This is a genomic window from Streptomyces sp. NPDC002730 (assembly GCF_042888805.1).
Taxonomy (GTDB): domain Bacteria; phylum Actinomycetota; class Actinomycetes; order Streptomycetales; family Streptomycetaceae; genus Streptomyces.
On the sequence record NZ_JBIAQG010000013.1, the window covers coordinates 159,325 to 185,158 of the forward strand.

General features: G+C 68.7%; 21 protein-coding genes. 11 read left to right on the top strand and 10 right to left on the bottom strand.

Translation table 11 applies throughout. From position 1 onward, the window contains the following. The first annotated feature begins 145 nt into the window (after positions 1-145). Complete coding sequence (locus tag ACFYXH_RS30665) at positions 146-610, top strand: GatB/YqeY domain-containing protein (protein ID WP_389569686.1); 465 nt, start codon at positions 146-148, stop codon at positions 608-610. A gap of 136 nt (positions 611-746) precedes the next feature. Here the strand turns inward: ACFYXH_RS30665 and ACFYXH_RS30670 are convergent, their stop codons facing one another. Beyond that, positions 747-2,975: a transglycosylase domain-containing protein gene (locus tag ACFYXH_RS30670; protein WP_389569689.1), complete on the bottom strand. Its 2,229-nt coding sequence runs from the start codon at positions 2,973-2,975 to the stop codon at positions 747-749. Between the two features lie 394 nt (positions 2,976-3,369). Between ACFYXH_RS30670 and ACFYXH_RS30675 the strand changes: the two genes are divergently transcribed. Next, on the top strand, positions 3,370-3,714 hold the full coding sequence (locus ACFYXH_RS30675) for a WhiB family transcriptional regulator (protein ID WP_177149633.1): 345 nt from the start codon (positions 3,370-3,372) through the stop codon (positions 3,712-3,714). Between the two features lie 25 nt (positions 3,715-3,739). Here the strand turns inward: ACFYXH_RS30675 and ACFYXH_RS30680 are convergent, their stop codons facing one another. Both ACFYXH_RS30680 and ACFYXH_RS30685 read right to left on the bottom strand, forming a co-directional pair. After that, complete coding sequence (locus tag ACFYXH_RS30680; RefSeq protein ID WP_389569691.1) at positions 3,740-5,080, bottom strand: ArsA family ATPase; 1,341 nt, start codon at positions 5,078-5,080, stop codon at positions 3,740-3,742. Further along, positions 5,077-6,039, bottom strand: a complete 963-nt coding sequence (locus ACFYXH_RS30685; RefSeq protein ID WP_389569694.1) for an ArsA family ATPase — start codon at positions 6,037-6,039, stop codon at positions 5,077-5,079. Before ACFYXH_RS30685 ends, ACFYXH_RS30680 begins: the two co-directional genes overlap by 4 nt. Positions 6,040-6,111: 72 nt before the next feature. On the opposite strand from ACFYXH_RS30685, the gene ACFYXH_RS30690 reads away from it, so the two are divergent. From ACFYXH_RS30690 to ACFYXH_RS30715, 6 genes are all read left to right on the top strand, one after another. After that, on the top strand, positions 6,112-6,270 hold the full coding sequence (locus ACFYXH_RS30690) for a DUF4177 domain-containing protein (RefSeq protein WP_003967454.1): 159 nt from the start codon (positions 6,112-6,114) through the stop codon (positions 6,268-6,270). Next, positions 6,267-6,737: a RidA family protein gene (locus ACFYXH_RS30695; protein ID WP_327325152.1), complete on the top strand. Its 471-nt coding sequence runs from the start codon at positions 6,267-6,269 to the stop codon at positions 6,735-6,737. Before ACFYXH_RS30690 ends, ACFYXH_RS30695 begins: the two co-directional genes overlap by 4 nt. 426 nt (positions 6,738-7,163) lie before the next feature. Beyond that, entirely contained in the window at positions 7,164-10,106 is a 2,943-nt protein-coding gene (locus tag ACFYXH_RS30700; RefSeq protein ID WP_389569698.1) for a PQQ-dependent sugar dehydrogenase, read from the top strand. A 70-nt stretch (positions 10,107-10,176) separates the two neighbouring features. Beyond that, positions 10,177-11,046, top strand: coding sequence for an NUDIX hydrolase (locus ACFYXH_RS30705; protein ID WP_389569700.1), 870 nt, complete (start codon positions 10,177-10,179; stop codon positions 11,044-11,046). A gap of 256 nt (positions 11,047-11,302) precedes the next feature. Then, the gene (locus tag ACFYXH_RS30710) at positions 11,303-12,142 is read left to right on the top strand and encodes an MBL fold metallo-hydrolase (protein ID WP_362677945.1); all 840 of its coding nucleotides are present in this window, start codon (positions 11,303-11,305) and stop codon (positions 12,140-12,142) included. A gap of 162 nt (positions 12,143-12,304) precedes the next feature. Further along, positions 12,305-13,189 carry a prohibitin family protein gene (locus ACFYXH_RS30715; RefSeq protein ID WP_389569704.1) on the top strand — a complete coding sequence of 295 codons (885 nt, stop codon included), beginning with the start codon at positions 12,305-12,307 and terminating at the stop codon, positions 13,187-13,189. Positions 13,190-13,306: 117 nt separating this feature from the next. Here ACFYXH_RS30715 and ACFYXH_RS30720 read toward each other — a convergent pair whose 3' ends face one another. Further along, positions 13,307-13,981: a Crp/Fnr family transcriptional regulator gene (locus tag ACFYXH_RS30720; RefSeq protein ID WP_326651593.1), complete on the bottom strand. Its 675-nt coding sequence runs from the start codon at positions 13,979-13,981 to the stop codon at positions 13,307-13,309. A 269-nt stretch (positions 13,982-14,250) separates the two neighbouring features. On the opposite strand from ACFYXH_RS30720, the gene nth reads away from it, so the two are divergent. The 3 genes from nth to ACFYXH_RS30735 all read left to right on the top strand — a co-directional run bounded on the left by nth (position 14,251) and on the right by ACFYXH_RS30735 (position 17,228). Then, positions 14,251-15,093 carry an endonuclease III gene (gene nth / locus ACFYXH_RS30725; protein ID WP_389569707.1) on the top strand — a complete coding sequence of 281 codons (843 nt, stop codon included), beginning with the start codon at positions 14,251-14,253 and terminating at the stop codon, positions 15,091-15,093. Between the two features lie 79 nt (positions 15,094-15,172). Continuing rightward, a complete protein-coding gene (locus tag ACFYXH_RS30730; protein ID WP_389569710.1) occupies positions 15,173-15,967 on the top strand; it encodes an NUDIX hydrolase in 795 nt (264 codons plus the stop codon). Between the two features lie 61 nt (positions 15,968-16,028). After that, positions 16,029-17,228: a MarP family serine protease gene (locus ACFYXH_RS30735; protein WP_389569711.1), complete on the top strand. Its 1,200-nt coding sequence runs from the start codon at positions 16,029-16,031 to the stop codon at positions 17,226-17,228. 39 nt (positions 17,229-17,267) lie between these two features. Here the strand turns inward: ACFYXH_RS30735 and ACFYXH_RS30740 are convergent, their stop codons facing one another. The 6 genes from ACFYXH_RS30740 to ACFYXH_RS30765 form a co-directional block, all read right to left on the bottom strand. Beyond that, complete coding sequence (locus ACFYXH_RS30740; protein WP_389569714.1) at positions 17,268-17,456, bottom strand: hypothetical protein; 189 nt, start codon at positions 17,454-17,456, stop codon at positions 17,268-17,270. 231 nt (positions 17,457-17,687) lie between these two features. Then, on the bottom strand, positions 17,688-18,635 hold the full coding sequence (locus tag ACFYXH_RS30745; protein WP_389569717.1) for an alpha/beta fold hydrolase: 948 nt from the start codon (positions 18,633-18,635) through the stop codon (positions 17,688-17,690). A gap of 126 nt (positions 18,636-18,761) precedes the next feature. After that, positions 18,762-19,211: a phage holin family protein gene (locus ACFYXH_RS30750; protein WP_385301852.1), complete on the bottom strand. Its 450-nt coding sequence runs from the start codon at positions 19,209-19,211 to the stop codon at positions 18,762-18,764. A 227-nt stretch (positions 19,212-19,438) separates the two neighbouring features. Continuing rightward, on the bottom strand, positions 19,439-20,839 hold the full coding sequence (nhaA, locus tag ACFYXH_RS30755; protein ID WP_389569720.1) for a Na+/H+ antiporter NhaA: 1,401 nt from the start codon (positions 20,837-20,839) through the stop codon (positions 19,439-19,441). 321 nt (positions 20,840-21,160) lie between these two features. Further along, a complete protein-coding gene (gene acs / locus ACFYXH_RS30760; protein WP_389569723.1) occupies positions 21,161-23,116 on the bottom strand; it encodes an acetate--CoA ligase in 1,956 nt (651 codons plus the stop codon). Between the two features lie 265 nt (positions 23,117-23,381). Next, a complete protein-coding gene (locus tag ACFYXH_RS30765; protein ID WP_389569725.1) occupies positions 23,382-25,781 on the bottom strand; it encodes a SulP family inorganic anion transporter in 2,400 nt (799 codons plus the stop codon). Positions 25,782-25,834 lie beyond the last annotated feature (53 nt).

The following is a 25,834-nucleotide window of genomic DNA, read 5'->3' on the forward strand; positions in this document are numbered from 1 at the left end:
TCAACGGGCGATGGCCGGGAGGCGACGTCGGCATCGCCGTCGAGCGGCGGCCGTGTGTCGGCCGCATTACGGATGCCGGGTCAGGCGGCCCGCCGCCACGAAATGCGCGGGCGTGCACATCGCCGCACCTGACACACTGGACGACATGACCACGCTCAAGTCCAAGCTGAAGGAAGACCTCACCGAGGCGATCAGGGCGCGCGACGAACTGCGCTCCTCCACGCTCCGGCTGACCCTCGCCGCGATCACCAAGGAGGAGGTCGCGGGCAAGACGGCGCGCGAGCTCTCCGACGACGAGGTGCAGAAGGTGATCGCCAAGGAGGCGAAGAAGCGCCGTGAGGCCGCCGAGGCCTTTGCCCAGGGCGGACGGACCGAGTCGGCCGAGCGGGAGCAGGCGGAGGGTGTGCTGCTGGACGCGTACCTGCCGAAGCAGCTGACCGACGACGAGCTGCGCACGATCGTCGCGCAGGCCGTCGAGGAGGCGAAGGCCGCAGGTGCCGAGGGGCCGCGTGCCATGGGCGCCGTCATGAAGATCGTGAACCCGAAGGTGGCGGGTCGCGCCGAGGGTGGTCGGGTGGCCGCGGCCGTGAAGCAGCTCCTCGCGGGCTGAGCGAGCTTACGCACGTACTGATTGCGTATGTATCGCGTACCCGATCGCGCAAGTGATCCGAGTACGTGGTCGCGTACATAACGCGAAAGAGGGGCCCCGGTCGCATTCGACCAGGGCCCCTCTTCACATCCACCGGCTACGGCCAGCCGCCGTTCACGCCGCCGTTCCCCTGGCCGCGATCGTTCCCGCCGATCACACCCGGCGGGAGCGAGATCCCGGGCCACGGCTGCTGCCCGCCGTTGCCCTGGCCGCGGTTGTCACCGGGCTTGCCGCCGCCCGGCTTGCCCTTGCCCTTGTCTTCCTTCGGCGGATCCGGGATCGGCACGGTGACGAACGGCGGAGCGGCCTGCCCGTCCAGCGCCCCGGTCATCGCGTCCCGCCAGATCGGTCCGGGGACCTGACCGCCGAAGACCTTCTGCTGCCACACGCCGCCGATGGTGATGTTCTCCATCTTCACCTGCTGCGTGGGGCTGCCGACCCATACCGCGCCGGAGAGGTTCGGGGTGTAGCCGACGAACCAGGCGTTCCTCCGCGCGTCCGTGGTTCCGGTCTTGCCCGCGTTGTCGCGGCTCTGCAGACCGGCCTGCTGACCCGTACCGGAGTCGATCACTCCGCGCAGCAGCGTGTTTATCGTGTCGGCCGTGCGCTCGGACATGATCTTGTCGCAGGTACTCTTCGGTACCTGCAGGCTCTTGCCGTCGGCCGTCGCGATGGACTCGATGGCGGTCGGGGTGCAGTACGTGCCGCGGTTGGCGAATGTCGCGTACGCGGTGGCCATGGTCAGCGGCGACAAGCCCTTGGATCCCAGGGAGATCGCGGGCACCTCGGGCAGCTTTTCGCCGTTGCCCTGCACGACGCCCATCTTGCTCGTCATCTCCATGACCGGGCACATGCCGATGTCGGCGATCATCTGCACGAAGTACGTGTTGACCGACTTCGCCATCGCCTCCTTGAGCGCGTACGGGCCGACCTCCGACTTGTTCTCGTTCGGCACTTGGTCGTTCCCCGTGTTGACCCACGGCTTTCCGCTGCAGGTCTGCACCGCCGGATACGGCATCTTGTACGGCGCCGGGTAGACCTGTGTCGGCGGCTTGCCCTGCTCTATGGCGGCCGCGGCCACGAAGGGCTTGAACGTCGAACCCGTCGGGAAGCCGTAGTTCGAGCCGCCCAGCTGCTTGTTGACCGAGTAGTTGATCTGGGTCTCGGTCTTGCCGAAGCCGTACGGCCGGGACTGGCCCATGGCCATGATCTTGCCGCTGCCCGGCTGGACCATCGTCACCGCGGTGGCGACGCTGTCCGTCTGGTAGACGTGCTTCTTGATCGACTCCTGTGCCGACTTCTGTGCCTGCGGGTCGAGCGTCGTCTTGACCGTCAGGCCGCCCCGGTTCCAGAGCTTGGCCCGGTCCGCCTTGTTCTTCCCGAAGACCGGGTCGGAGAGGAACACCTCGCGTACGTAGTCGCAGAAGAAGCCCGCGCCGTTGACGGCCGTGATGCAGCCGTTCTTCGGCTTGCTGATCTTCAGGGTGATCGGGGTGGCTTTCGCCCGGTCCGCCTCCGCCTGCGAGATGTCGCGGACCTGGGCCATGCGCTGCAGCACGGTGTTGCGACGCTTGGTCGCCTCCTGTGTGTCATTGACCGGGTCGTAGCGGCTCGGCGACTGGACGACGCCGGCGAGCATCGCCGCCTCCTCCAACTTCAGGTTCTTGGCCGACTTGGAGAAGTAGCGCTGGGACGCCGCCTCAATGCCGTACGCCTGCTCGCCGAAGAAGGTGATGTTGAGGTAGTTCTCGAGGATCTTCTTCTTCCCGAGCTCTTCCTCGACCTGGATCGCGTACTTGAGTTCCTGGATCTTCCGGCCGAGCGTCTGCTGAGTGGCCTGGGCGACCTTGTCGGCGTTGTCGCCGGCCTCCTCGACGAAGACGTTCTTCACATACTGCTGAGTGAGGGTGGACGCGCCCTGGGAGACCCCGCCCGACTGGGCGTTGCGGTTGAGCGCGCGCAGTACACCCTTGAGGTCGACCGCCCCGTGCTCGTAGAAGCGCGAGTCCTCGATCGCGACGATCGCCTTCTGCATGTACGGCGAGATGTCCTTGAGCGGGACGACCGTGCGGTCACGCGAGTAGACCGTGGCGATCTGGCCGCCCTTGGAGTCGAGGATGGTGGTGCGCTGACTCAGCGGCGGAGTCTTGAGATTGGCGGGGATCTCGTCGAATCCCTGGACCGTTCCCTTGGCCGCGAGTCCCAGCGCACCGGCTGCGGGCAGGGCGATGCCTGCCAGCACCGCTCCGGAGAGGACGCTGACACCGAGGAACTTGGCGGCCTGCTGGGTCCCGGTCAGACCTCCGCCCGGGCGGTTCTTTGGCATGGGGGCAGCCTACGTTCTCATTCGCCGGACACGCGTATATGCCTTGGCCTAAGCTGCTCACAACTGTCACAGCAGTGCGGTTTCGTATCAAGGCCTCCCCGAACTTCGGCTGTATCCATATGAGGCAGGCCCCTGTCCGAATCCGCCTCATGCGTCATCCGAAGTCCGTTGTGACTCAACTGAACTGTCCCGGTTTGCCGGAATAGTTACGTATGCCCTCGGCTCACTCCCCTGGGTGATCTGCCGCGTACGCATAGCCCGTTCGGGCCATTCAAGATTGGGCCCGAAGGGGGTGTTGCGCTGTGCCCACCTTCCGTAACGTCCTCAACTGGTAGCGGTGAATATGCCGCTGCCGCCGTGGGGGAGCCTCGATTCGGGAGAGGACGGCGCCGGCATGGGCTGGGTAACCGACTGGAGTGCGCAGGCAGCCTGCCGCACTACCGATCCGGATGAACTGTTCGTACAAGGGGCAGCGCAGAACAGGGCCAAGGCGGTGTGCACCGGATGCCCGGTGCGGACCGAATGCCTGGCCGACGCGCTCGACAACCGCGTCGAGTTCGGCGTGTGGGGGGGGATGACCGAGCGGGAGCGGCGCGCATTGTTGCGCAGGCGTCCCACGGTCACCTCCTGGCGCAGACTGCTCGAGACCGCGCGTACGGAATACGAGCGCAGCGCGGGCATACTGCCCGTGGGTCTCGACGACGACGAGACATACGAGACATATGCGGCGGTGGGGTAGCCACCCGCTATAGCTCGTACGAGCGTTACGCAGCTCCGGCCGGGGTACGACCACCGGTCGCGAGTCGGTCACCGATGGCCCGAAGCCCCGCGAGATCATGTACGTCGCCGGGCAGAGCGGCCACTTGGGCCACCGCCACTTCGGGGTGGAGCGCGGTGAAGCGGTCGCGCGTGCGCTGTTCACGCGCGAGCACCTGCATCCGTTCGGCGTGCAGGCGCAGCAGTCCTGCGGTCAGCTGCTCTGTGGTGTGCTGCCCTTGACCGTCATAGGCATGGGCTTCATGGGTTTCATGGTCCTCGGGGCTGGGCTCCACGGGGGTGTGCTGCACGGGGCTGGGCTCCACGGGGGTGTGCTGCACGGGCGGGGATTCGGGAGAGGCGCCCGTGGCGTCACGAACACCAGTCTTCCCGGACTCCTGATCCACAATGCCGCCCTCGTCAAGATTTTCTGCGGCGGCAAGTGCCCGCTCGGCAGACAGCCGGGCGGCGCCGCTTCCGTGGACCCGATTGAGCACCAGACCGGCGAGCGGCATCTCCTCCGCCCCCAGCCGCTCCACGAAGTACGCCGCCTCGCGCAGCGCGTCCCGCTCGGGTGCCGCGACCACCAGGAACGCCGTGCCGGGAGCCTGCAGCAGCCGGTAGGTCGCGTCCGCGCGGGTGCGGAAGCCGCCGAACATGGTGTCCATCGCGGCCACGAAGGTCTGTACGTCGCGCAGGAGTTGACCGCCCAGCAGCTTGCCCAGCGTCCCCGTCATCATCGACATGCCGACATTCAGGAACTTCATCCCGGCCCGGCCGCCCATCTTCGCCGGAGCCATCAGCAGCTTGATGAACTTGCCGTCCAGGAACGATCCGAGACGCTTGGGCGCGTCCAGGAAGTCCAGCGCCGAGCGCGACGGCGGGGTGTCGACGACGATCAGATCCCACTCGTCGCGGGCGCGCAGCTGCCCCAGCTTCTCCATCGCCATGTACTCCTGCGTGCCCGCGAAACCGGCCGACAGGGACTGGTAGAAGGGGTTCTCCAGGATCGCGCGGGACCGCTCGCCGTCCGCGTGCGCCTCGACGATCTCGTCGAAGGTCCGCTTCATGTCCAGCATCATGGCGTGCAGTTCACCCTCGCCCTCGACGCCCTTGACCCTGCGCGGGGTGTTGTCGAGGGAGTCGATGCCCATGGACTGGGCGAGCCTGCGGGCCGGGTCGATGGTCAGGACGACCACCTTGCGACCGCGCTCGGCCGCCCGTAGGCCGAGAGCCGCCGCGGTCGTCGTCTTGCCGACGCCGCCGGCGCCGCAGCACACGATGATGCGGGTGGCCGGATTGTCGATGAGCGGGTCGATCTCGAGCGGGGCCGACGCGTCCAGGGTCATGAGGCAGCCTCTTGCTTCCGCAGTTCCTTCGCCAGTTGGTAGAGCCCGGCCAGGTGGACTCCCTCGCTCAGCAGGGGGAGTTCGTACGACGGCAGCTCCAGGCCATCCAGCGCGGCACGCTGCTCGCGCTCCAGCTCGACGCGCTGGGCATGGTCCCTGGCCTGCTCCAGGAGCGGCGTGACGAGCTTCGCGGAGCCGCTGACGCCGGCCGTCGTGAGCGTCTTGGCGATGTCCGCGCGCCGGTCGCCGGCGGCGTTGCGCACCGCCTCCTCGTCGAGGATGTGCGGCCGCACCATGTTCACGATCACCTTGCCGACCGGGAGCTTGGCGGCCCGAAGTTCGGCGACACCGTCCGCGGTCTCCTGGACCGGCATCTCCTCCAGCAGCGTCACCAGATGGACGGCCGTCTCCGGTGACTTGAGGACGCGCATCACGGCCTGGGCCTGATTGTGTATCGGGCCGAACTTGGCCAGCCCCGCCACCTCGTCGTTGACGTTCAGGAAGCGGGTGATGCGGCCGGTGGGCGGTGCGTCCATCACCACGTAGTCGTACGCGTAGTTGCCCTGCTTCGTCTTGCGGCGTACGGCTTCGCAGGCCTTGCCGGTCAGCAGTACGTCCCGTACACCCGGCGCGACCGTGGTCGCGAAGTCGATCGCGCCGAGCTTCTGCAGCGCGCGTCCGGCCGAGCCCAGTTTGTAGAACATGTGGAGGTAGTCGAGGAGCGCCCGCTCGGCGTCGATGGCCAGCGCGAACACCTCGCCACCGCCGGAGGAGACGGCGATTTTCCGCTCCTCGTACGGCAGCGCCTCTGTCTCGAAGAGCTGTGCGATGCCTTGTCTCCCCTCGACCTCGACGAGGAGAGTCCGCTTTCCCTCGGTCGCGAGGGCGAGCGCGAGGGCGGCGGCGACCGTTGTCTTACCGGTACCGCCCTTGCCGCTGACGACCTGGAGCCTGCTCACGTATTCGAGCCTAACCAGTCGGGCAGCGGGCTACGCACGAGGCTGCCCGTCGGTGCGACTACAGTCGGCTCCATGACCAAGTGGGAATACGCGACCGTGCCCCTTCTCGTGCACGCGACCAAGCAGATTCTGGACACCTGGGGCGAGGACGGCTGGGAGCTCGTCCAGGTCGTTCCCGGGCCGAACAACCCCGAGCAGCTGGTGGCCTATCTGAAGCGGGAGAAGGCATGAGTGGCGTTGTCGACAGGAAGCTCGCCGAACTCGGGCTGACGCTGCCGGATGTCGTGCCGCCGCTGGCCGCGTACCAGCCGGCCGTGGTGTCCGGTGTGTACGTCTACACCGCCGGCCAGCTCCCGATGGTGGAGGGCAAGCTTCCGGTCACCGGCAAGGTGGGTGGCGAGGTCACCGCCGAGGAGGCCAAGGAGCTGGCGCGGACCTGTGCGCTGAACGCACTGGCGGCCGTGAAGTCGGTCGTGGGCGATCTGGACCGGATCGCGCGAGTGGTGAAGGTCGTCGGCTTTGTCGCGTCGGCCGCGGACTTCACCGGCCAGCCCGGCGTGCTCAACGGCGCGAGCGAGCTGCTGGGCGAGGTGCTCGGCGACAAGGGTGTGCACGCGCGCAGCGCGGTGGGTGTCGCGGTGCTGCCGCTGGACGCTCCGGTCGAGGTCGAGATCCAGGTGGAGCTCGTTCAGGACTGACTCCTTGTCCGGGACCGAGTGCTCGCTCGTTCGGGGCTGACTTCTGGCCCGGGGCTGACTGCTCGTTCAGGACCGGCTCCTGGTCCAGGACTGACTGCACGTTCAGGACTTGACGGAGCCCGGCCGCGCCTCGGTGGAGCTCGTCCGGGCTGAAGTGCCTGTTCAAGTGGTGTGTGGGGCCCCGTGCCCGCCGGCTTCCGGCGAGTGCGGGGCCTCACTCGTCTTTGGTATTCCCCTGCAACTCTCTTGACGTGGACGCGTCGACGGGTGTGGTCTGTCCACGGTTAGGAACGTTTCCTAACCATCTGAACGTCACGCACACGCACCGCACATCGTGTACCTCCTCCATCCCGTCGTCCCCAACGAAAGTGGGAGGGATCCGTGGCACCAACCCCCCGCCGGTCGCGCAGAGCGATCGGAGCTCTCGTGGCCGCGGCCACAGCAGCGTTAACCGTGGCCCTGCCGACCTTGAGCAATGCCCAGCCCACCGCCCCCGGGGCGGCGGCCGTCAAGGCCGCGCCCGTCCGGTACGAAGCCGAAACGGCGAGGATCTCGCAGGGCGTGGCCGAGTCCAACCACACCGGCTTCTCCGGCACCGGTTTCGTCAACTACACCAATGTCGCCGGTGGCTATGTGGAGTTCACCGTGGACGCCCCGGCGGCGGGCAACGCCACCCTGGCGCTCGGCTTCGCCAACGGCACCACCGGCAACCGCCCGCTGGACATCTCCGTGAACGGAGCCGTCGCCGCCCCCCACCAGGCCTTCCAGCCCACCGGCGCCTGGACCACCTGGTCCACTGTGACCACCACGGTCGCACTCAAGGCCGGCGCCAACACCGTTCGTGCCACCGCCGCAGCCGCCGAGGGTGGCCCCAACCTGGACTTCATCGACGTCACCCCCGCTGACGGACAGGCCGGCACGGACTACGAGGCAGAAGCCGGGGCGATCTCCCAGGGCGTCGTCGAGTCCAACCACGCCGGTCACTCCGGCACTGGTTTCGTCAACTACAACGCCGTGACAGGCGCGTACGTGGAGTTCACCGTCGACTCCGCGCAGGCGGCCAACGCCAAACTGGACTTCCGCTACGCCAACGGCACCGCCGCAAGCCGTCCGCTGGACATCACCGTGAACGGCACCAGCGTCGCCGACGACCTCGCGTTCCCCGGCACCGGAGCCTGGACCACCTGGAAGACCGCCACCGCCAACGCGGCACTCAAGGCGGGCAGCAACAAGATCCGCGCCACCACGGTCGCGGGCGACGGCCCCAACCTGGACAAGCTCACCGTCACCGCGAGCGGGCCGGCCGATACGGAGAAGCCGACCCCGCCCACGAACCTGCGCAAGGACAAGGAGCCGACGGCGAGCACCGTCTCGCTGGCCTGGGACGCGTCCACCGACAACGTCAAGGTCGTCGGCTACGACATCTACCAGCACGGCCAGCTGATGAAGCAGGTCGACGGCGGCACCCTCGCCGCCACGGTGGAGAACCTCAACCCCGAGACGTCGTACGACTGGACCGTCTTCGCTCGTGACGCCGCCGCCAATGTCTCGGCCGCGAGCAACGCCGTCACCATCGCGACGCTGCCCGCACCGCCGGACAACGAGGCGCCGAGCATTCCGGGCAATCTGCGCTCCCCCGGCAAGACCGCGACCAGTGTCGACCTCGCCTGGAACGCCTCCACGGACAATGTGAAGGTCACCGGGTACGACATCTACCGCGACGGCGCGGCCGCCGGAACCTCCGACTCCACCTCGACGACCATCGCGGGCCTGAAGGCCAACACCGCGTACAGGTTCAAGGTCAGGGCCTTCGACCTGAAGGGCAACAAGTCGGAGTTCAGCCCGGAGATCACCGTCACCACCGGCGGCAGCCAGCCCGGCGGCGTCCCCGACCCGGGCACGGTCTCCACCCTCGCGAGCGGCGTGGATGTCGCTTGGGGCGTGGGATTCCTGCCCGACGGCTCCGGCGTCTACACCGAGCGGAACACCTTCAACGTCTACAAGCTGACCAAGTCCGGCCAGAAGACGCTGATCGGCAAGGTTCCCAATGCCGTGACCACGGGCGGCGAGGGCGGTCTGCTGGGAATCGAGATCAGTCCCAGCTTCAACACCGACCACTACGTCTACTTCACCCACACCGCAGCCGAGGGCAACCGCATCGTGCGGATGAAGTACGAGAACAACGCGCTGAGCGACTACAAGATCCTGCTCCAGGGCATGGAGAAGAGCCGCTTCCACAACGGCGGCCGACTGCGCTTCGGCCCCGACGGCAAGCTGTACGCCTCCATGGGCGACGCGCAGAGCGGCAGCCGGGCGCAGGACAAGAACTCGCTCAACGGCAAGATCCTGCGCATCAACGCGGACGGCACCATTCCGTCGGACAACCCGTTCGGCAACGCCGTCTGGAGCATCGGCCACCGCAACCCGCAGGGTCTCGACTTCGACTCCCAGGGCCGGCTCTGGCAGGCGGAGTTCGGCAACAGCAATATGGACGAGGTCAACCTCATCCAGAAGGGCGGCAACTACGGCTGGCCCAACTGTGAGGGCACGAGCGGCAGTTGCTCCGGCTACATCGCGCCCAAGAAGACCTGGCCGACCAGTCAGGCCTCACCCAGTGGCCTGACGATCATCAACGACTATGTCTTTGTCGCCACCACCGTCGGCCAGCGCGTCTACCGGCTGCGCATCGACTCCAGCAGCAACCTGGTCGAGCAGAAGACGTACTTCCAGGGGACGTACGACCGGCTTCGTACGGTCGAGGTCGACCATGACGGCGACATCTGGCTCACCACGTCGACGGACAAGGACGGCACCAACGGCAACGACCGGGTCCTGCTGATCGACATCGTCTACTCGGGCGGCAATCCGCAGCCCGGCGATTTCAAGCTGACCAGCACTGCCTTCAACGACAACGCCAATATCCCGGCGAAGTACACCTGCGCAGGGGACGGCACTGCGGGCCAGGATCCGTCGCCGCCGCTTGCGTGGGGCGCGGGAGGTTCCGCGGCGAAGAGCTATGCGATCGTCTTCGCCGATATCGCCAACAACGGCAACAAACTGCACTGGGCGATCTGGGACGTACCGGCGTCGAAGCTCTCGCTTCCGGAGGCGCTGGGGTCCGGCTTCAATGTCCCGGGCCAGGACGGTGCGAAGCAGAAGGCGATGGGCAGCGGGGCGAACTCGCAGCAGTTCTTCGGCCCGTGTCCGGGCGGCTCCACGCACCCGTACACCTTCACGCTGTACGCGGTGAACGCGGCGACCGTGCCCGGGCTGACCTCGGGCTCGACGATGGCCCAGATCGAGACGGCGATCAAGAACGCGAGCACCGCGAATGTGAAGCTGCGCGGTAGCTCAAACGCCGGTACCTGAGTGTTCGAGGGGCGGCCCGTTTCACCGGCCGCCCCTCGAACATCACGGCGGATGCGCATAGCATCCGCCCATGTCCAATGGTCAGTGGTACCCGCCGGAGTGGCCGGACCGGATTCGCGCGCTCGCGAGCGGTGAGCTCACCGCGGTGGCGCCGAAGCGGGCGGCGACCGTGATGCTGCTGCGCGACACGGTGGACGGCCCTGCCGTGCACATGCTGCGCCGACGTGCCTCCATGGCTTTCGCCGGAGGCGCGTACGTGTATCCGGGCGGCGGCGTGGACGAACGCGACGACGATCACCTGGTGCGGTGGGCGGGCCCGGCGCTGACCGCCTGGTCGTCCCGTCTGGGCACCGGTCCTGCCGAGGCCCAGGCCATCGTGTGCGCGGCGGTGCGGGAGACGTACGAGGAGGCGGGCGTCCTGCTCGCGGGCCCGACGCCCGACACGGTCGTCGGCGACACGACGGGCGACGACTGGGAGGCGGACCGCCAGGCACTGGTCGACCGGGACCTGTCCTTCGCGGACTTCCTGGACCGCCGGGGTCTGGTGCTGCGCTCGGACCTGCTGGGTGCGTGGGCACGCTGGATCACTCCGGAGTTCGAGCCGCGCCGGTACGACACATGGTTCTTCGTGGCGTCTCTCCCGGAGGGCCAGCGGACACGCAACGCCTCCACGGAGGCGGACCGCGCGGTCTGGATCCGCCCGCAGGAGGCGACGGCGGGCTACGACAAGGGCGACCTGCTGATGATGCCGCCGACGGTCTCCACGCTGCGGGCGCTGCAGCCGTACGCCACGGCGGCCTCGGCGCTGGCAGCGGCGGGGGAGCAGGACCTGACCCCGATCCTGGCCCAGGCGCGGCTGGAGGGCGGGGAACTGGTGCTGAGCTGGCCGGGGCACGACGAATTCACGAAGCACATCCCGACGAGGGATGGCGCGCAGTGACACGGGGCGGTTCGGCACGGCTGACAGTGCGCGGGAGGCACGCGGCGCCTTGCGCCGGGTGTGGTGTGGAGTTGCTGGTGCCGCGGCGTGGCGATGAGCGCCTGCGGGCGTCGGCTGCGGGCCGCGCCGGATGTGCGGCGCAGTCGCTCCTGTCGCGGCGCCACCCTTCGCGGCGCCACGCACCGCCCCGCCCCGCTTCGCACCGCCACGCCGCAGAGCCGCTCACCGTAACCGCCAGCCATCCCGGAGGTGCCCGATGACCGACGCCGCTTCGCTGCCCGGGCAGCCCCGTGGTGGTGTGCTCTCCGGGCCCGCCACCGTCCGTGCCGTCAATGTCCTCGCACCCAATGCCTCCGCGATGACCCTCGACGGCACCAACACCTGGATCGTCTCCGAGCCCGACTCCGAGCTCGCCGTCGTCATCGACCCCGGGCCCCTCGACGACATACACCTCCAGGCCGTCATCGCCACCGCCGAGAAGGCGGGCAAGCGGGTCGCGCTCACCCTCCTCACCCACGGCCATCCCGACCACGCCGAGGGCGCCGCGCGCTTCGCCGAGCTGACGCGTACGCACGTCCGCGCCCTCGACCCTGCGCTGCGGCTCGGTGGCGAAGGGCTCGCCGCCGGGGACGTCATCACCACCGGCGGGCTCGAGATGCGGGTCGTCCCCACGCCCGGCCACACCTCCGACTCGCTCTGCTTCCACCTCCCCGCGGACCGGGCGGTGCTGACCGGTGACACGGTCCTCGGGCGCGGCACGACTCTCGTCGCGCACCCGGACGGGAGGCTCGGCGACTACCTCGATTCCCTCCGCCGGCTGCGCTCGCTCACGGTCGACGACGGCGTGCATACGGTGCTGCCCGGCCACGGCCCCGTACTCGACGACGCCCAGGGCGCGGTCGAGTTCTATCTGGCGCACCGCGCGCACCGCCTTGCCCAGGTGGAGACAGCCGTCGAGAACGGCCACCTCACCGCGGCCGAGGTGGTCGCGCATGTCTACGCGGACGTGGACAGGTCGCTCTGGCCGGCCGCCGAGCTGTCGGTGCGGGCACAGCTGGAGTATCTGCGCGAGCACGGCCTGATCGAACAGGGCTAGGAGAACAGGGCTAGGAGAACGGGACCAGGAGAACAGGGCTAGGAGCAGCCCGAGCGACCCCTCACGCTCGATGAATTGACCCATGCTTTACGCTCCGCTTACTTCTGGCATCCGCTACTTCCGGGGCCTGCGCTGCCCGGCCCCGTCCCTGGGGGGACCACCGTGTTTGTCCTGTTCATCGTGCTCATCATCGCCGCGGCTGTGATGTATTTCGTCGCCCGCGGCGGCGAGATCCGCGGCCTCAAGCTGGGTGCCCTCGGCGCGCTGATAGCCGGCCTGTTCGCCGGCGTCTCCAGTTGCGTGCACATCGTCAGCGCGTACGAGGTCGGCGTCCCGGTCACCTTCGGCAGGGTCGGCACGCCCATGACCCCGGGGATGAACTTCACGTCGCCGTTCACCGACGTCACCACGTTCTCCACCCGACCGGTGGACCTCAACCTCTCCGACAAGGACGTTGTCGAGGTGCGCTCCTCGCAGGGCGGTGTGATGTACGTGGAGATCACCGTGAAGTGGGCGGTGACCCCGACCAAGGCCATCGAGCTCTACAAGCTCGCCGGCAGCGAGGGCGCCATCCAGCAGCGGCTGGTCTTCCCGGACAGTCGGGAGATCATTCGCAATGTCTTCGCCCGCCACACCAGCGAGGAGGGCTACAGCTCCGCCCGCGAGAAGATCAACAGCGAGATCGGTGATCTGATCAAGGAGCGCCTCGCCCCGCGCGGAATCGACGTCACCACCGTCAACCTGCGCAATGTGAAGCCGTCCGACCGGCTGCAGGACCAGATCGACCGTAAGATCCAGCAGCAGCAGGCCACCGAGCGGGCGACCGAGGCGGCGCGCACGGCGAAGGCGGAGGCCGAGCGGCGCAGGATCGAGGCCGAGGGCATCGCCAAGGCCAACAAGATCCTGAACGACTCGCTCAGCGACAAGGTGCTGACGAACCAGTGCATCGAGGCGTTCAAGGAGGCGGCCGCGAAGCACCCGGTGTACGCCGTGCCGTGCGGTGGCGGCTCGGGGAACCCGCTGATCGTGGACGGCACCAAGAACTGACATCTCGCGTACGTACGAGCGCAGGTACGAGAAGGGCCGCCCCGGAGTCGACCGGGGCGGCCCTTGCCGTATGTCTGGTGACCAGCGCGTGCCTGGTGACTGGCGCGTGTCCGGTGACTAGCGCGAGCGCTTCGCGAGGCGCTCCACGTCCAGCAGGATCACCGCACGCGCCTCCAGCCGCAGCCAGCCGCGCTGCGCGAAGTCCGCGAGCGCCTTGTTCACGGTCTCGCGGGAGGCGCCGACCAGCTGGGCCAGCTCTTCCTGCGTCAGATCGTGCACGACGTGGATGCCCTCCTCCGACTGCACACCGAAGCGGCGCGACAGGTCGAGGAGCGCGCGGGCCACGCGGCCCGGGACGTCGGAGAAGACCAGGTCGGACATCTGGTCGTTGGTCTTGCGCAGTCGGCGGGCGACGGCGCGCAGCAGGGCCGTGGCCACCTCGGGCCTGACGTTCAGCCAGGGCTGCAGATCGCCGTGGCCGAGGCCGAGGAGCTTGACCTCGGTCAGCGCGGTGGCGGTCGCGGTACGCGGGCCCGGGTCGAAGAGGGACAGCTCACCGATCAGCTCGCCCGGGCCGAGGACGGCGAGCATGTTCTCGCGGCCGTCGGGGGACGTGCGGTGGAGCTTGACCTTGCCTTCGGTGACCACGTAGAGGCGGTCGCCGGGGTCGCCCTCGTGGAAGAGCGCATCGCTACGGGCGAGCGTCACTTCACTCATCGAGGCGCGGAGCTCCGCGGCCTGCTCGTCATCGAGCGCCGCGAAGAGCGGGGCGCGCCGCAGAACGTCGTCCACGAGTTCTCTCCTTGTCGACCTGCTCAGGGACCGTGGCCCCATGATGCCGGACCGCGCAGTGCTAGTCCGGAGGCAACCCCCGGACCCCCGGCAAGTAAATATTCGTGCGATCAATCACAACAAGTTTGACGCACTGGAGTGCCTGTTCGTGCGGCGGGGGCCCGATTGGGTCCTGATTGCTCGTGACCGCGGCGGATGTCAGTGGGGCCCCTTAGGCTGGCCGGGTGTCCAATTCGCCGGTGAGAGTGCAGGCCAAGGGGGCTGGAAGAGTGTCCGGAAAGCAGAATTCCGCTGTGGGCGAACAGTCCTCGCCCAGCCCTAAGAAACCGAACAAAACGCCCAAACCGGAATCAAGATTGGGGATGGTCCGTCGCGCGCGCCGGATCAACCGGGAGCTCGCCGAGGTCTATCCGTACGCCCACCCGGAGCTGGACTTCGTCAATCCCTTTCAGCTGCTCGTCGCCACGGTCCTGTCCGCCCAGACGACCGACCTGAGGGTGAACCAGACCACGCCCGCACTCTTCGCGAAGTACCCCACGCCCGAGGACATGGCCGCCGCCGTGCCCGAGGAGCTGGAGGAGATCATCCGCCCGACGGGCTTCTTCCGGGCCAAGGCGAAAGCCCTCATCGGCCTGTCCGCCGCCCTCCGGGACAACTTCGGCGGCGAGGTTCCGGGCCGGCTGAAGGATCTGGTGACCCTGCCCGGTGTCGGACGCAAGACGGCAAATGTGGTCCTGGGCAATGCATTCGGTGTAGCGGGTCTCACTGTCGACACGCACTTCGGCCGCCTGGTGCGCCGCTGGAAGTGGACCGAGCAGGAGGACCCGGAGAAGGTCGAGGCGGAGATCGCCGCGATCTTCCCGAAGTCCGAGTGGACGATGCTCTCGCACCGGATCATCTTCCATGGCCGCCGTATCTGCCACGCCCGCAAGCCGGCCTGCGGCGCCTGTCCCATCGCGCACCTCTGCCCGTCGTACGGGGAGGGCGAGACGGACCCCGAGAAGGCGAAGAAGCTTCTCAAGTACGAGCTGGGCGGCCAGCCGGGCCAGCGGCTGAGCCCGCCCCCGGACTACCCGGGCAAGTCCGCGCCGCCCCTGGGGGCAGCCGGGTGACGCCACGCCCCGAGCCGCACGCCGGACGACTCACGGAACGATCCACGCGCCCCGAGGCGTTGTGCACGAGGGGATGCCGATGACGCGCGCGGGAGAAGAGACGTACGACAAGACGCAGGACAAGACACAGGACGAGACGTACGGAAAGACCTACGACGAGACGTCCGGCAAGACGTACGAGAAGAGCTACGACGGGCGATACGACGGCGATGTCGCCGTCACGACCGAAGGTCTGCCCGAATGGCTCGACCCGGTCGTGCGCGCCGCCCGCACCGTCGAGCCGGAGCAGCTCAGCCGCTTTCTGCCGCCCGAGAGCGGCCGGGGCAGGCAGTCCGCCGTCCTGATCCTCCTGGGCGAGGGCGCCAACGGCCCCGAGCTGCTCCTCATGGAGCGCGCGGGAAGCCTCCGCTCGCACCCGGGGCAGCCCTCCTTCCCGGGCGGCGCCCTCGACCCGGAGGACGGCGACCCGGCCACCACGGGCCCGCTGCGCGCCGCGCTCCGCGAAGCCGAGGAGGAGACCGGCCTCGACCCGGCCGGTGTCCAGATCTTCGGCGTCCTGCCCAGGCTCTACATCCCGGTGAGCAGTTTCGTTGTCACGCCCGTATTGGGTTGGTGGCGCATCCCGAGTCCTGTCGGAGCTGTCGATCCTGCGGAGACCGCGAGGGTCTTCACGGTGCCCGTGGCGGATCTCACGGACCCGTCCAACCGCGCGACCGCCGTGCATCCGAGCGGTCACAGCGGGCCGGCGTTTATGGTCGAAGGGGCTCTGGTCTGGGGTTTCACCGCCGGTGTCATCGACCGGATCCTGCATTTCGCCGGATGGGAGAGACCATGGGACCGCTCCAAGCAGGTCCCCTTGGACTGGCGCTCATGACAGTGTGAACCTCAGCCGCTCCAGCCGGACGGAGCGACGAACGACTGCGAGGCTATTGACGGTGAACGTGCTGGACATCCTGTTGCTGGTCGCCGCCGTGTGGTTCGCGATCGTCGGCTATCGCCAGGGTTTCGTCGTCGGCATCCTGTCGGTGATCGGTTTCCTCGGCGGCGGCCTCGTCGCGGTCTATCTGCTCCCCGTCATCTGGGGCCAGTTGACCAACGATTCCGATGTGTCGACGACGGCCGCGATCGTCGCCGTGGTGATCGTGATCGTCTGTGCCTCGATAGGCCAGGCCTTCACCACCCACCTCGGCAACAGACTGCGCCGGTTCATCACGTGGTCGCCCGCCCGCGCGCTGGACGCGACCGGTGGCGCGCTGGTCAATGTGGTTGCGATGCTGCTGGTCGCCTGGCTGATCGGCTCCGCGCTGGCGGGCACGTCCCTGCCCACGCTCGGCAAGGAGGTCCGTAACTCCAAGGTGCTGCTCGGCGTCTCCAGGGTGATGCCCAGTCAGGCCAACACCTGGTTCACGGACTTCTCCTCCGTCCTCGCGCAGAACGGCTTCCCGCAGGTCTTCAGCCCGTTCGCCAACGAGCCCATCACCGAGGTCCAGGCCCCGGACCCGGCGCTCGCGGGCAGCCCGGTCGCCGCCCGCGCCCAGCAGTCCATCGTCAAGGTCGTCGGTACGGCTCCGAGCTGCGGCAAGGTCCTCGAAGGCAGCGGCTTTGTCTTCTCCGACCGCCGAGTGATGACCAACGCCCATGTCGTCGGCGGTGTCAACGAGCCGACCGTGCAGATCGGCGGCGAGGGCAAGCTGTACGACGCGAAGGTCGTCCTCTACGACTGGCAGCGCGACATTGCCGTACTGGACGTCCCCGACCTCAAGGCGCAGCCGCTCAGGTTCAGCGAGACGGACGCGCGCAGCGGCAACAGCGCGATCGTCGCGGGCTTCCCGGAGAACGGCTCGTACGACGTCCGCTCGGCCCGTGTCCGCGGCCGGATCAACGCCAACGGCCCCGACATCTACCGTCGCGGCACCGTGCGCCGCGATGTCTACTCGCTCTTCACGACGGTCCGTCAGGGCAACTCCGGCGGCCCGCTGCTCACGCCGGACGGCAAGGTGTACGGCGTCATCTTCGCCAGGTCACTGGACGACGCGGACACCGGTTACGCCCTGACGGCCGACGAGATCCGCGACGACATCACACGCGGCCTGACCGCCAACCAGCAGGTCGACAGCCAGGGATGCGCGCTGTAGCGGCGTTCTGTAGCGGCGGTGTGGAGGCGGAACCGGGCGTCAGGCGCGGGTATGCCGCAATCGCGCCGAGACCCAGCGGGCCCGGCGCCTCAGGATGTGGGGAATGCCGATCCCCTGCCCCGGATGCTCATGGCCCGCACCTTGAGGGCCACCCCTCTCGTGGGTGATCGGCCCAGCGGCCGAGCGGCGGTTGCGTGCTGCGTCACCGTAGTCGTGCGTCCAGCCCATGTATCGACGTGTGCCCGTGCGCCATGGTCGGTAACCGCGTCAGGGGCGGCCAATTGGCCTATGCGCCAGGCATTTGGCTGTGCGTAGTACAAGCGTTCCATTGGGTTTATGGGATGTCCCGGTCGGGGCCCATCGGCGGGTCCAGCGTTCGAGTCCAGCGTTCGAGCCGGGCGTTCGGGCCACCTGCCGGGCCCGGCGTTCGGGTCCGCCGTTCGAGCCCAGGGCTCGGGTCTACCGGTCCGGCTCCGGGTCCTTCAGCCAGTTGATGAGCTCCGTCGAGAACGCCACCGGATCCTCCTCATGGGGGAAGTGGCCCAGGCCGTCGAACAGCCGCCAGCGGTACGGCGCTTCCACGTACTCGCCCGACCCCGCCGCGCTGCGCGTCCGCATCGCCGGGTCCAAGGAGCCGTGCAGATGCAGCGTCGGCACCCGCACCGGGCGCTTCATCCGGCGGTTGAACTGGATACCGTCCGGCCGAGCCATCGACCGCACCATCCAGCGGTACGGCTCGATCGAGCAGTGCGCCGTCGACGGGATGCTCATCGCCCGCCGGTAGACCCCGACCGCATCCTCGTCCGGCAGCTGCGGCCCCGACCAGTCCTGGATCAGCTTGCCCACCAAGGCCGAGTCGTCCGCGACGAGCTGACGCTCCGGAAGCCACGGCCGCTGGAAGCCCCAGATGTACGAACCCGCGCGGCTCTGCGAGAAGTCGGAGAGCATCGCCGAGCGCCACCGCCGCGGATGCGGCATCGAGGAGACCGCGAGCCGGCGCACCAGCTTCGGCCGCATCACCGCCGCGGTCCACGCCAGATACCCGCCCAGGTCGTGCCCGACCAGCGCCGCGTCCGGCTCGCCCAGCGAGCGCACCACGCCCGTGATGTCGAGCGCGAGGTTCGCGGGGTCGTAGCCCCGCGGCGTACGGTCGCTGCCGCCCACGCCCCGCAGATCCATCGCCACCGCCCGGAACCCCGCGTCGGCGAGCGCGGTCAGCTGATGCCGCCACGTCCACCAGAACTGCGGAAAGCCGTGGAGCAGCAGCACCAGCGGCCCGTCGCCCATCTCGGCGATGTGGAAGCGCGCACCGTTGGCCGCCACGTCGCGGTGGGTCCAGGGACCTTCGATGCGTACGGGGCTGCCAGCGCTGCCGAAGCCGCCGGGGTTGGTATCAGGGGCCGTCATGCAGACGAGCGTGCCACACCTGGACACCCGGCGTTTGCCAGGGCGGCCCGGATACGGGCTGAGCCCGGCCCCCGCTGCCGAGGCCGCCGGTGCTCACCGGCGCCTCGGACCCGACGGGCCCCTGGCTCAGACGGAGACCTTGTTCTGCGCCGCCCGGGGGTGCGGCTTGACGCTCTGCAGTACGGCCGCCGTCTGCTTGGCCGAAGCGATGGACTTCTCCGGCGGCTTGACCTTCTTGAACTTGGTCACGGCGAGCAGCGCCGCCAGCGCCGCAAGCACCAGGAACGCCCCGCCCACGATCAGGAACGACCAGGCGAGGCCAAGACCCAGATTGTGGATCCCGTACGCCGCGGCAAAGCTCAGCACCGGCAGCGAGAAGAGCGCGAACACTCCCGCGACGCTGATGGCCGCTCCGCCGATCGCGCCGCGCCTGACGTCCTGTCGCAGTTCCGCCTTGGCCAGGGCGATCTCGTCGTGCACAAGCGCGGACATCTCGGCGGTCGCCGAGGCGACCAACTGGCCGAGACTGCGGTCGGCGCCGACGGCGTTCGCCGTGCTGTTGCCGGGGTCGCTCATCGCTGACTCCCTCTCCATCATCTACGGATCCGATGTCAGATCATGCCGGACTGCCGAGCATTGTGCCCCGCCCGGGGTCTTGTGGGGCTGCCCGCTCGGCACGTGCCGCCGGGAGGTAACCGTTGGTCGTTGCTTCGTCCGCTGATACGCATTCGGGGACGCGCGGCCAATCGGGCGGGGCTCGGGCAGGCTCGGGCAGGGCTCCGAGGCGGCCCGGGCGAGTCAGATCACGCCGGACTGTCGACTCCGTCGCGCGACGCCCGCGCCAGCTCTGCCTTGCGACGGTGCTCCGCCGCCTTCTTCTCGTAGATCGCCGCCATCCGCAGGTGGTACTCGGGATTGTCCTGCTCGTAGATGTCGGGGATGCCGTCCTGGTCCTCGTCGCGCTCTTCGTCCTCGCACAGCGCCCGGTACTTGCGCACCCGCAGTTTGAGCAGAATCCCGGACAGTACGGCGGCGATCAGCGAGCCCATCAGGACGGCGGCCTTGACCTCGTCGGTCAGTGCCGCGTCGCCGGCGAAGGCGAGTTCGCCGATGAGGAGGGAGACGGTGAAGCCGATGCCGGCGAGTGAGGCGACGGCGAGGACGTCCGGCCAGGCGAGGTCGTCATTGAGCTCGGCCCTGGTGAAGCGTGCCGCCAGCCAGGTGCCGCCGAAGACGCCGACGGTCTTGCCCACCACCAGACCGAGGACGACGCCAAGGGTCTCGGGCTTGGTGAAGACATCGGTGAGCGAGCTGCCGGAGACCGTGACACCCGCCGCGAAGAGCGCGAACAGCGGTACGGCGAGACCCGCGGAAACGGGCCGCACGAGGTGCTCGATGTGCTCGCCGGGGGAGTGCTCCTCGCCGTCCCGCTTGGTGCAGCGCAGCATCAGGCCCATCGCGACACCCGCGATGGTGGAGTGGACGCCGCTGTTGTACATCAGCCCCCAGATGACCAGGGCCAGCGGCACGTAGACGTACCAGCCGCGCACGCCCTTGCGCAGCAGCAGCCAGAACACGGCGAGCCCGATCACGGCCCCGCCGAGCGCGGCGAAGTTCAGGTCGTCGGTGAAGAAGACCGCGATGATCAGGATCGCGAAGAGGTCGTCGACGACGGCGAGGGTCAGCAGGAACGCGCGCAGCGCGGACGGCAGCGAGGTGCCGATGACCGCCAGGACGGCGAGCGCGAAGGCGATGTCGGTGGCGGTCGGGACGGCCCAGCCGTCGGTGGATCCGCCGCCGATGACGGCGGTGAGGGTGTAGACGAGTGCGGGCACCACCATGCCGCAGATCGCCGCGATCACGGGGAGGGCGGCCGCCTTGGGGTCGCGCAGCTCACCGGCGACCAGCTCGCGCTTGAGCTCGATGCCCGCGACGAAGAAGAAGATGGCGAGCAGCCCGTCGGCGGCCCAGTGCTGGACCGAGAGGTCGAGGCCGAGGGCGGCCGGGCCCATATGGAAGTTGCGTACGGATTCGTAGCTGTCGCTCAGCGGGGTGTTCGCCCAGATCAGCGCGGCGATCGTGGCTATCAGGAGGAGTACGCCACCGACGGTCTCGGCGCGCAGCGCGTCCGCCACGTATGTCCGCTCGGGAAGCGAAAGACGTCCGAGGAACTTGCGGTCGGTGGGGGTGGGCGGCGCGGCCACGTCGTGGGACCTCCGGTCGGGTAGGCAGGGCGGAACACATGCCGACCAGACTTCCCGGCGCACCTAGTTTCTTATCGCGCCATTGACGCGGTCATTAGCTTACCTAAGAGCGCAAGGGCGTATCCGGTGATCCTCACTTTAGGTGCATAGGGGGCACGTGGCGCGATGCCGCCGGGTGCGTATGCCTGCCGCGCGAACCGCCGCCTCGGGGCGCCGGGTCCAGCTCCAACCCGTGCCGCAACCCATAGGGCGCCAACCCGTCCATGACGAAGGGGTCCGGCCGCCGCGCGGCGGCCGGACCCCTTCGCCCAACGCCGGGTCTCAGTCCTCGCTGGCCGCGCTCGGCAGCTTCGCCTGGATCAGGTCCATCACCGACGAGTCTGTGAGCGTGGTGACATCGCCCAGCTGACGATTCTCGGCAACATCACGCAGCAGCCGGCGCATGATCTTGCCGGAGCGCGTCTTCGGCAGCTCCGCCACCGGCAGCACGCGCTTCGGCTTGGCGATCGGACCGAGCGTCGCGCCCACGTGGTTGCGCAGGTCGTTCACGAGGTTCTCGTCCTCGCTCGCCGTACCGCGCAGGATCACAAAGGCAACAATCGCCTGACCGGTCGTCTCGTCCTTCGCGCCCACGACCGCCGCCTCCGCGACCTTCGGGTGCGAGACCAGGGCCGACTCCACCTCGGTGGTCGAGATGTTGTGGCCGGACACCAGCATCACGTCGTCGACCCGGCCCAGCAGCCAGATATCGCCGTCGTCGTCCTTCTTGGCGCCGTCGCCCGCGAAGTACTTGCCCTCGAAGCGCGACCAGTACGTGTCGATGAAGCGCTGGTCGTCGCCCCAGATGGTGCGCAGCATCGCCGGCCACGGCTCGGTGAGGACGAGATAGCCGCCGCCACCGTTGGGCACCTCGTTCGCCTCGTCGTCCACGACGGTCGCCGAGATCCCGGGCAGCGCGCGCTGCGCGGATCCGGGCTTGGTCTCGGTGACACCGGGCAGCGGCGAGATCATCATCGCGCCGGTCTCGGTCTGCCACCAGGTGTCGACGATCGGGGTCTTGCCGGCGCCGATGTGCTCCCGGTACCACATCCACGCCTCGGGGTTGATGGGCTCACCGACCGACCCGAGGATCCGCAGACTGCTCAGGTCGAACTTGGTGGGGATGTCGTCTCCCCACTTCATGAACGTACGGATCGCGGTCGGCGCCGTGTAGAGGATCGTGACGCCGTACTTCTGGATGATCTCCCAGAAGCGGCCCTGGTGCGGGGTGTCGGGCGTGCCCTCGTACATCACCTGGGTCGCGCCGTTGGCCAGCGGCCCGTACACGATGTACGAGTGGCCGGTCACCCAGCCGATGTCGGCGGTGCACCAGAAGACGTCCGTCTCCGGCTTGAGGTCGAAGACGGCGTGGTGGGTGTAGGCCGCCTGGGTGAGATAGCCGCCGGAGGTGTGCAGGATGCCCTTCGGCTTACCCGTCGTGCCGGAGGTGTAGAGGATGAAGAGCGGGTGCTCCGCGTCGAAGGCCTCCTGGGTGTGCTCGGTGGACTGGCGGGCGACGATGTCGTGCCACCACACGTCACGGCCCTCGGTGATCGCTGTGTCCTGGCCGGTACGCCGTACTACCAGGACATGCTCGACCTGCGGGCACTTGGCGACGGCCTCGTCGATCGCGGGCTTGAGCGCGCTCGGCTTGCCGCGGCGGTAGCCGCCGTCCGCGGTGATGACCAGCTTGGCGTCGGCGTCCTGGATACGGGAGGCGACGGCCTCGGCCGAGAAGCCACCGAAGACCACCGAGTGGGCGGCGCCGATACGGGCGCAGGCCAGCATCGCCACAACGGCTTCGGGGATCATCGGGAGGTAGACGGCGACCCGGTCGCCCTTGACGACTCCCAGCTCGGTGAGGGCGTTCGCGGCGCGCGAGACCTCGTCCTTGAGCTCGGCGTAGGTGATGGCCCGGCTGTCGCCGGGCTCACCCTCGAAGTGGAGGGCGACGCGGTCGCCGTTGCCCGCTTCGACATGGCGGTCCACGCAGTTGTACGCGACGTTGAGCTTGCCGTCGGCAAACCACTTCGCGAACGGCGGGTTGGTCCAGTCGAGGGTCTCGGTCGGTTCGGTGGCCCAGGTGAGCCGGCGTGCCTGCTCGGCCCAGAAGCCAAGCCTGTCCGCCTCGGCCTGCTCATACGCCTCCGCCGTCACGTTGGCGTTCGCGGCCAGCTCGGCCGGCGGCGCGAACCGCCGCTCCTCCTTGAGCAGGTTGGCCAGGCTTTCGTTGCTCACGACATCTCCCTTTCCCAGGGCGTCCTATGTGCCTATGTGTCCCAGGCCATAGCTCATCAGCCGACGGGCCGGGACACAAGAGCCTGCCGGAAATTGGTTTAGACCTATAGGTGGCCCCTCCTCCCCGGGCGGCGGGAAAGAGGGGCCATACGTTCTCACGGACAGGAAGGGTGAGCGGTTCAGGCGCGTGGATTCAGGGCGTGTGGTTTCAGGCGCGTGGTTCAGGGCGCGTGGTTTTGAGGACGCATGGTTTCCGGGAGGCGGTTCAGGCGCGCGACTTCTGGAGGACCGATGGGGTGGGGGCGACTCGGTCGAAGACCTCGTCGATCTCATGCTCGTCGCTGCTCGCGAGCAGATACGCCTGGGCCTCGCCGACATGGAAGTACATGCCGTGCAGCTCCAGTGTGCCCTCGGCGAGCCGCCTGGCCACCGCCTCATGGGCGCGCAGATGCTCCAACTGCTGGACCACATTCGTCAGACACAGCTGCTCGACAGCGTCGGTCGGCAGCCGCCCGGAGATCCTGGCCCAGGAACGGTGCCGGCTCTTCATCCGCTCCAGACTCGGCAGCCCGTGACGCAGCCAGCGCCGCAGCGGGGTCTGGGCGCCCCCGGGCGGAGCGTTCAGCAGGGCCTGCATCGCCCCGCACCCGGAGTGCCCGCAGATGGTGATCGAGTCCACCTCCAGTACATCGACGGCGTACTCGATCGCGGCCGCCACCGAGTCGTCGCTGCTCTCCGCGCCGGGGAGGGGCACCAGATTGCCCACATTCCGTACGGTGAACAGATCGCCCGGACCGCTGGCCGTGATCATGCTGGTGACCAGGCGGGAGTCGGCGCAGGTGAGGAAGAGCTGCGAGGGCCGCTGCCCCTCGCGGGCCAGCCGCGCCAGCTCGTCGCGCACCAGTGGAGCGGTATTGCGCTGGAACGAGCTGAGCCCGTTGGCCAGTTGATGTGGCTTGGCGCGCGGTGGGCGCTCGTCGCAGTGGTGGTTGCGCCAGGGCGTCCAGGGGCGGCAGCAGCCGTGTGTTTCGGAGGCGGGCTCGCTGATCCGGCCCCCTGCCCGGCCGGTGAACTCCACCGTCCCGCCCTGCGCGACATGCGAGATCTGCCAGTCGTGCAGCGCTTCGTACGCGGCATGGTCCATGAACGACCCGTCCAGCTCGATGACGCAGTCGGCCTCCTGGGGGATCTGGCTCAGCATCCGGCTCAGCCGAGGCACGGCGAGGAAGGTCAGCTGACCGCGCGCCCGCACCCGGTGGACCCCCTCCTGCTCGGCGGAGGTGATCCGGGTCCTGGTCAGCCGGTGCAGCGCGACGGCGACCGCCACCGCGATCCCGATCGCCACGCCTTCCAGTACGCCGGTGATGACGACCGAGGCCAGCGTCACCGTGTACACCAGCATTTCGCGGTTCCGCTTCACGTTGCGCAGATGCGTGATGCTGACCATCTGGACGCCCACGACCATCACCAGCGCGGCGAGGGCCGCCAGCGGGATCAGATCGAGCACGGGCACCAGCAGCAGCGCGGCGACCGCGATCCACATGCCGTGCAGCATCGTGGCGTTACGGCTCACAGCGCCCGCGGACACATTCGCGGCGCTGCGTACGGCGACCCCGGTGACGGGCAGCCCGCCGAGTGCGCCGGAGACGACATTCGCCGCCCCCTGCCCGGCCAGCTCGCGGTCGAGATGAGCGCGCGGAATGCGAACGGCCGGCTCCTTGCGGGCGGCCACCAGCTTGTCGACGGCGACCGCCGACAGCAGTGACTCCACGCTGCCCACCAACGTGATGGTGAGCACGGCGGCGAGTATGCCCAGCACCGGACCCTCGGGCAGCTGGGGCAGGGCGTGGCTGCTCCAGGACGGCAGATCGACGCGCGTCAGGTTCAGCCCGGCGAGCGTGGCGAAGACGGTCGCGCCAGCCACCGCGGCGAGCGCGGCCGGGAGCTTTCGTGCGATCCGGCCCGTACGCCCCGGAATCCGTGGCCACAGCAGCAGTACGGCGACGGTCAGGACGCTGGCCGAGAGTGCGGCCGGGTGGAGGCCGGCCAACTGGGCCGGAAGAGCACGGACGTTGTCGACCGCCGAGCTCTGCGGGGTGCTGCCGAGAACGATATGGAGTTGGGCGAGGGCGATCGTGACGCCGATGCCGGCCAGCATGCCGTGCACGATCGCCGGGCTGACGGCGAGGGCCGAACGGGCCACCCGCAGGGCGGACAGCCCGAGTTGGGCGAGTCCGGCGAGAACGGTGATGGCGCAGGTGGTGCGCCAGCCGTACCGCTGGATCAGATCGGCGGTGACGACGGTCAGTCCGGCCGCGGGGCCGCTGACTTGCAGCGGTGACCCGCCGATCCGGCCGACGACGATGCCGCCGACGGCGGCGGCCACCAGCCCGGCCTGGAGTGGTGCGCCGGTGGCGAGTGCGATGCCGAGGGAGAGCGGCAGCGCGATCAGAAAGACGGAGATCGAGGCGGAGAAGTCGGCGCCCGCGATACGGAATCGACGGCCACCGCCATTGCCGCAGCCGTCGGGCGACGGCGGACTGTGCGGGCGCTGGAAGCGCGAGGCGAGAAACGTGCGGGACTTCGTACGGGACTTGGTACGGGACTTGTTGTGCTTGGTCTTGCGTGAGGGGTCGTCGGTGCGAGTGGGGACGCAGGAAGGCATGGTTCCCGTCTCCTCCGGGGCAGCGCGGTCGCGGAATGGGGGACGCGGCCGTG

Coding starts and splice junctions, on each gene's coding strand:
- ACFYXH_RS30665 (WP_389569686.1), top strand. CDS start 146: ATGACCACGCTCAAGTCCAAGCTGAAGGAAGACCTCACCGAGGCGATC.
- ACFYXH_RS30670 (WP_389569689.1), bottom strand. CDS start 2,975: ATGCCAAAGAACCGCCCGGGCGGAGGTCTGACCGGGACCCAGCAGGCC.
- ACFYXH_RS30675 (WP_177149633.1), top strand. CDS start 3,370: ATGGGCTGGGTAACCGACTGGAGTGCGCAGGCAGCCTGCCGCACTACC.
- ACFYXH_RS30680 (WP_389569691.1), bottom strand. CDS start 5,080: ATGACCCTGGACGCGTCGGCCCCGCTCGAGATCGACCCGCTCATCGAC.
- ACFYXH_RS30690 (WP_003967454.1), top strand. CDS start 6,112: ATGACCAAGTGGGAATACGCGACCGTGCCCCTTCTCGTGCACGCGACC.
- ACFYXH_RS30695 (WP_327325152.1), top strand. CDS start 6,267: ATGAGTGGCGTTGTCGACAGGAAGCTCGCCGAACTCGGGCTGACGCTG.
- ACFYXH_RS30705 (WP_389569700.1), top strand. CDS start 10,177: ATGTCCAATGGTCAGTGGTACCCGCCGGAGTGGCCGGACCGGATTCGC.
- ACFYXH_RS30710 (WP_362677945.1), top strand. CDS start 11,303: ATGACCGACGCCGCTTCGCTGCCCGGGCAGCCCCGTGGTGGTGTGCTC.
- ACFYXH_RS30730 (WP_389569710.1), top strand. CDS start 15,173: ATGACGCGCGCGGGAGAAGAGACGTACGACAAGACGCAGGACAAGACA.
- ACFYXH_RS30740 (WP_389569714.1), bottom strand. CDS start 17,456: ATGGGCTGGACGCACGACTACGGTGACGCAGCACGCAACCGCCGCTCG.
- ACFYXH_RS30745 (WP_389569717.1), bottom strand. CDS start 18,635: ATGACGGCCCCTGATACCAACCCCGGCGGCTTCGGCAGCGCTGGCAGC.
- ACFYXH_RS30750 (WP_385301852.1), bottom strand. CDS start 19,211: ATGAGCGACCCCGGCAACAGCACGGCGAACGCCGTCGGCGCCGACCGC.
- ACFYXH_RS30765 (WP_389569725.1), bottom strand. CDS start 25,781: ATGCCTTCCTGCGTCCCCACTCGCACCGACGACCCCTCACGCAAGACC.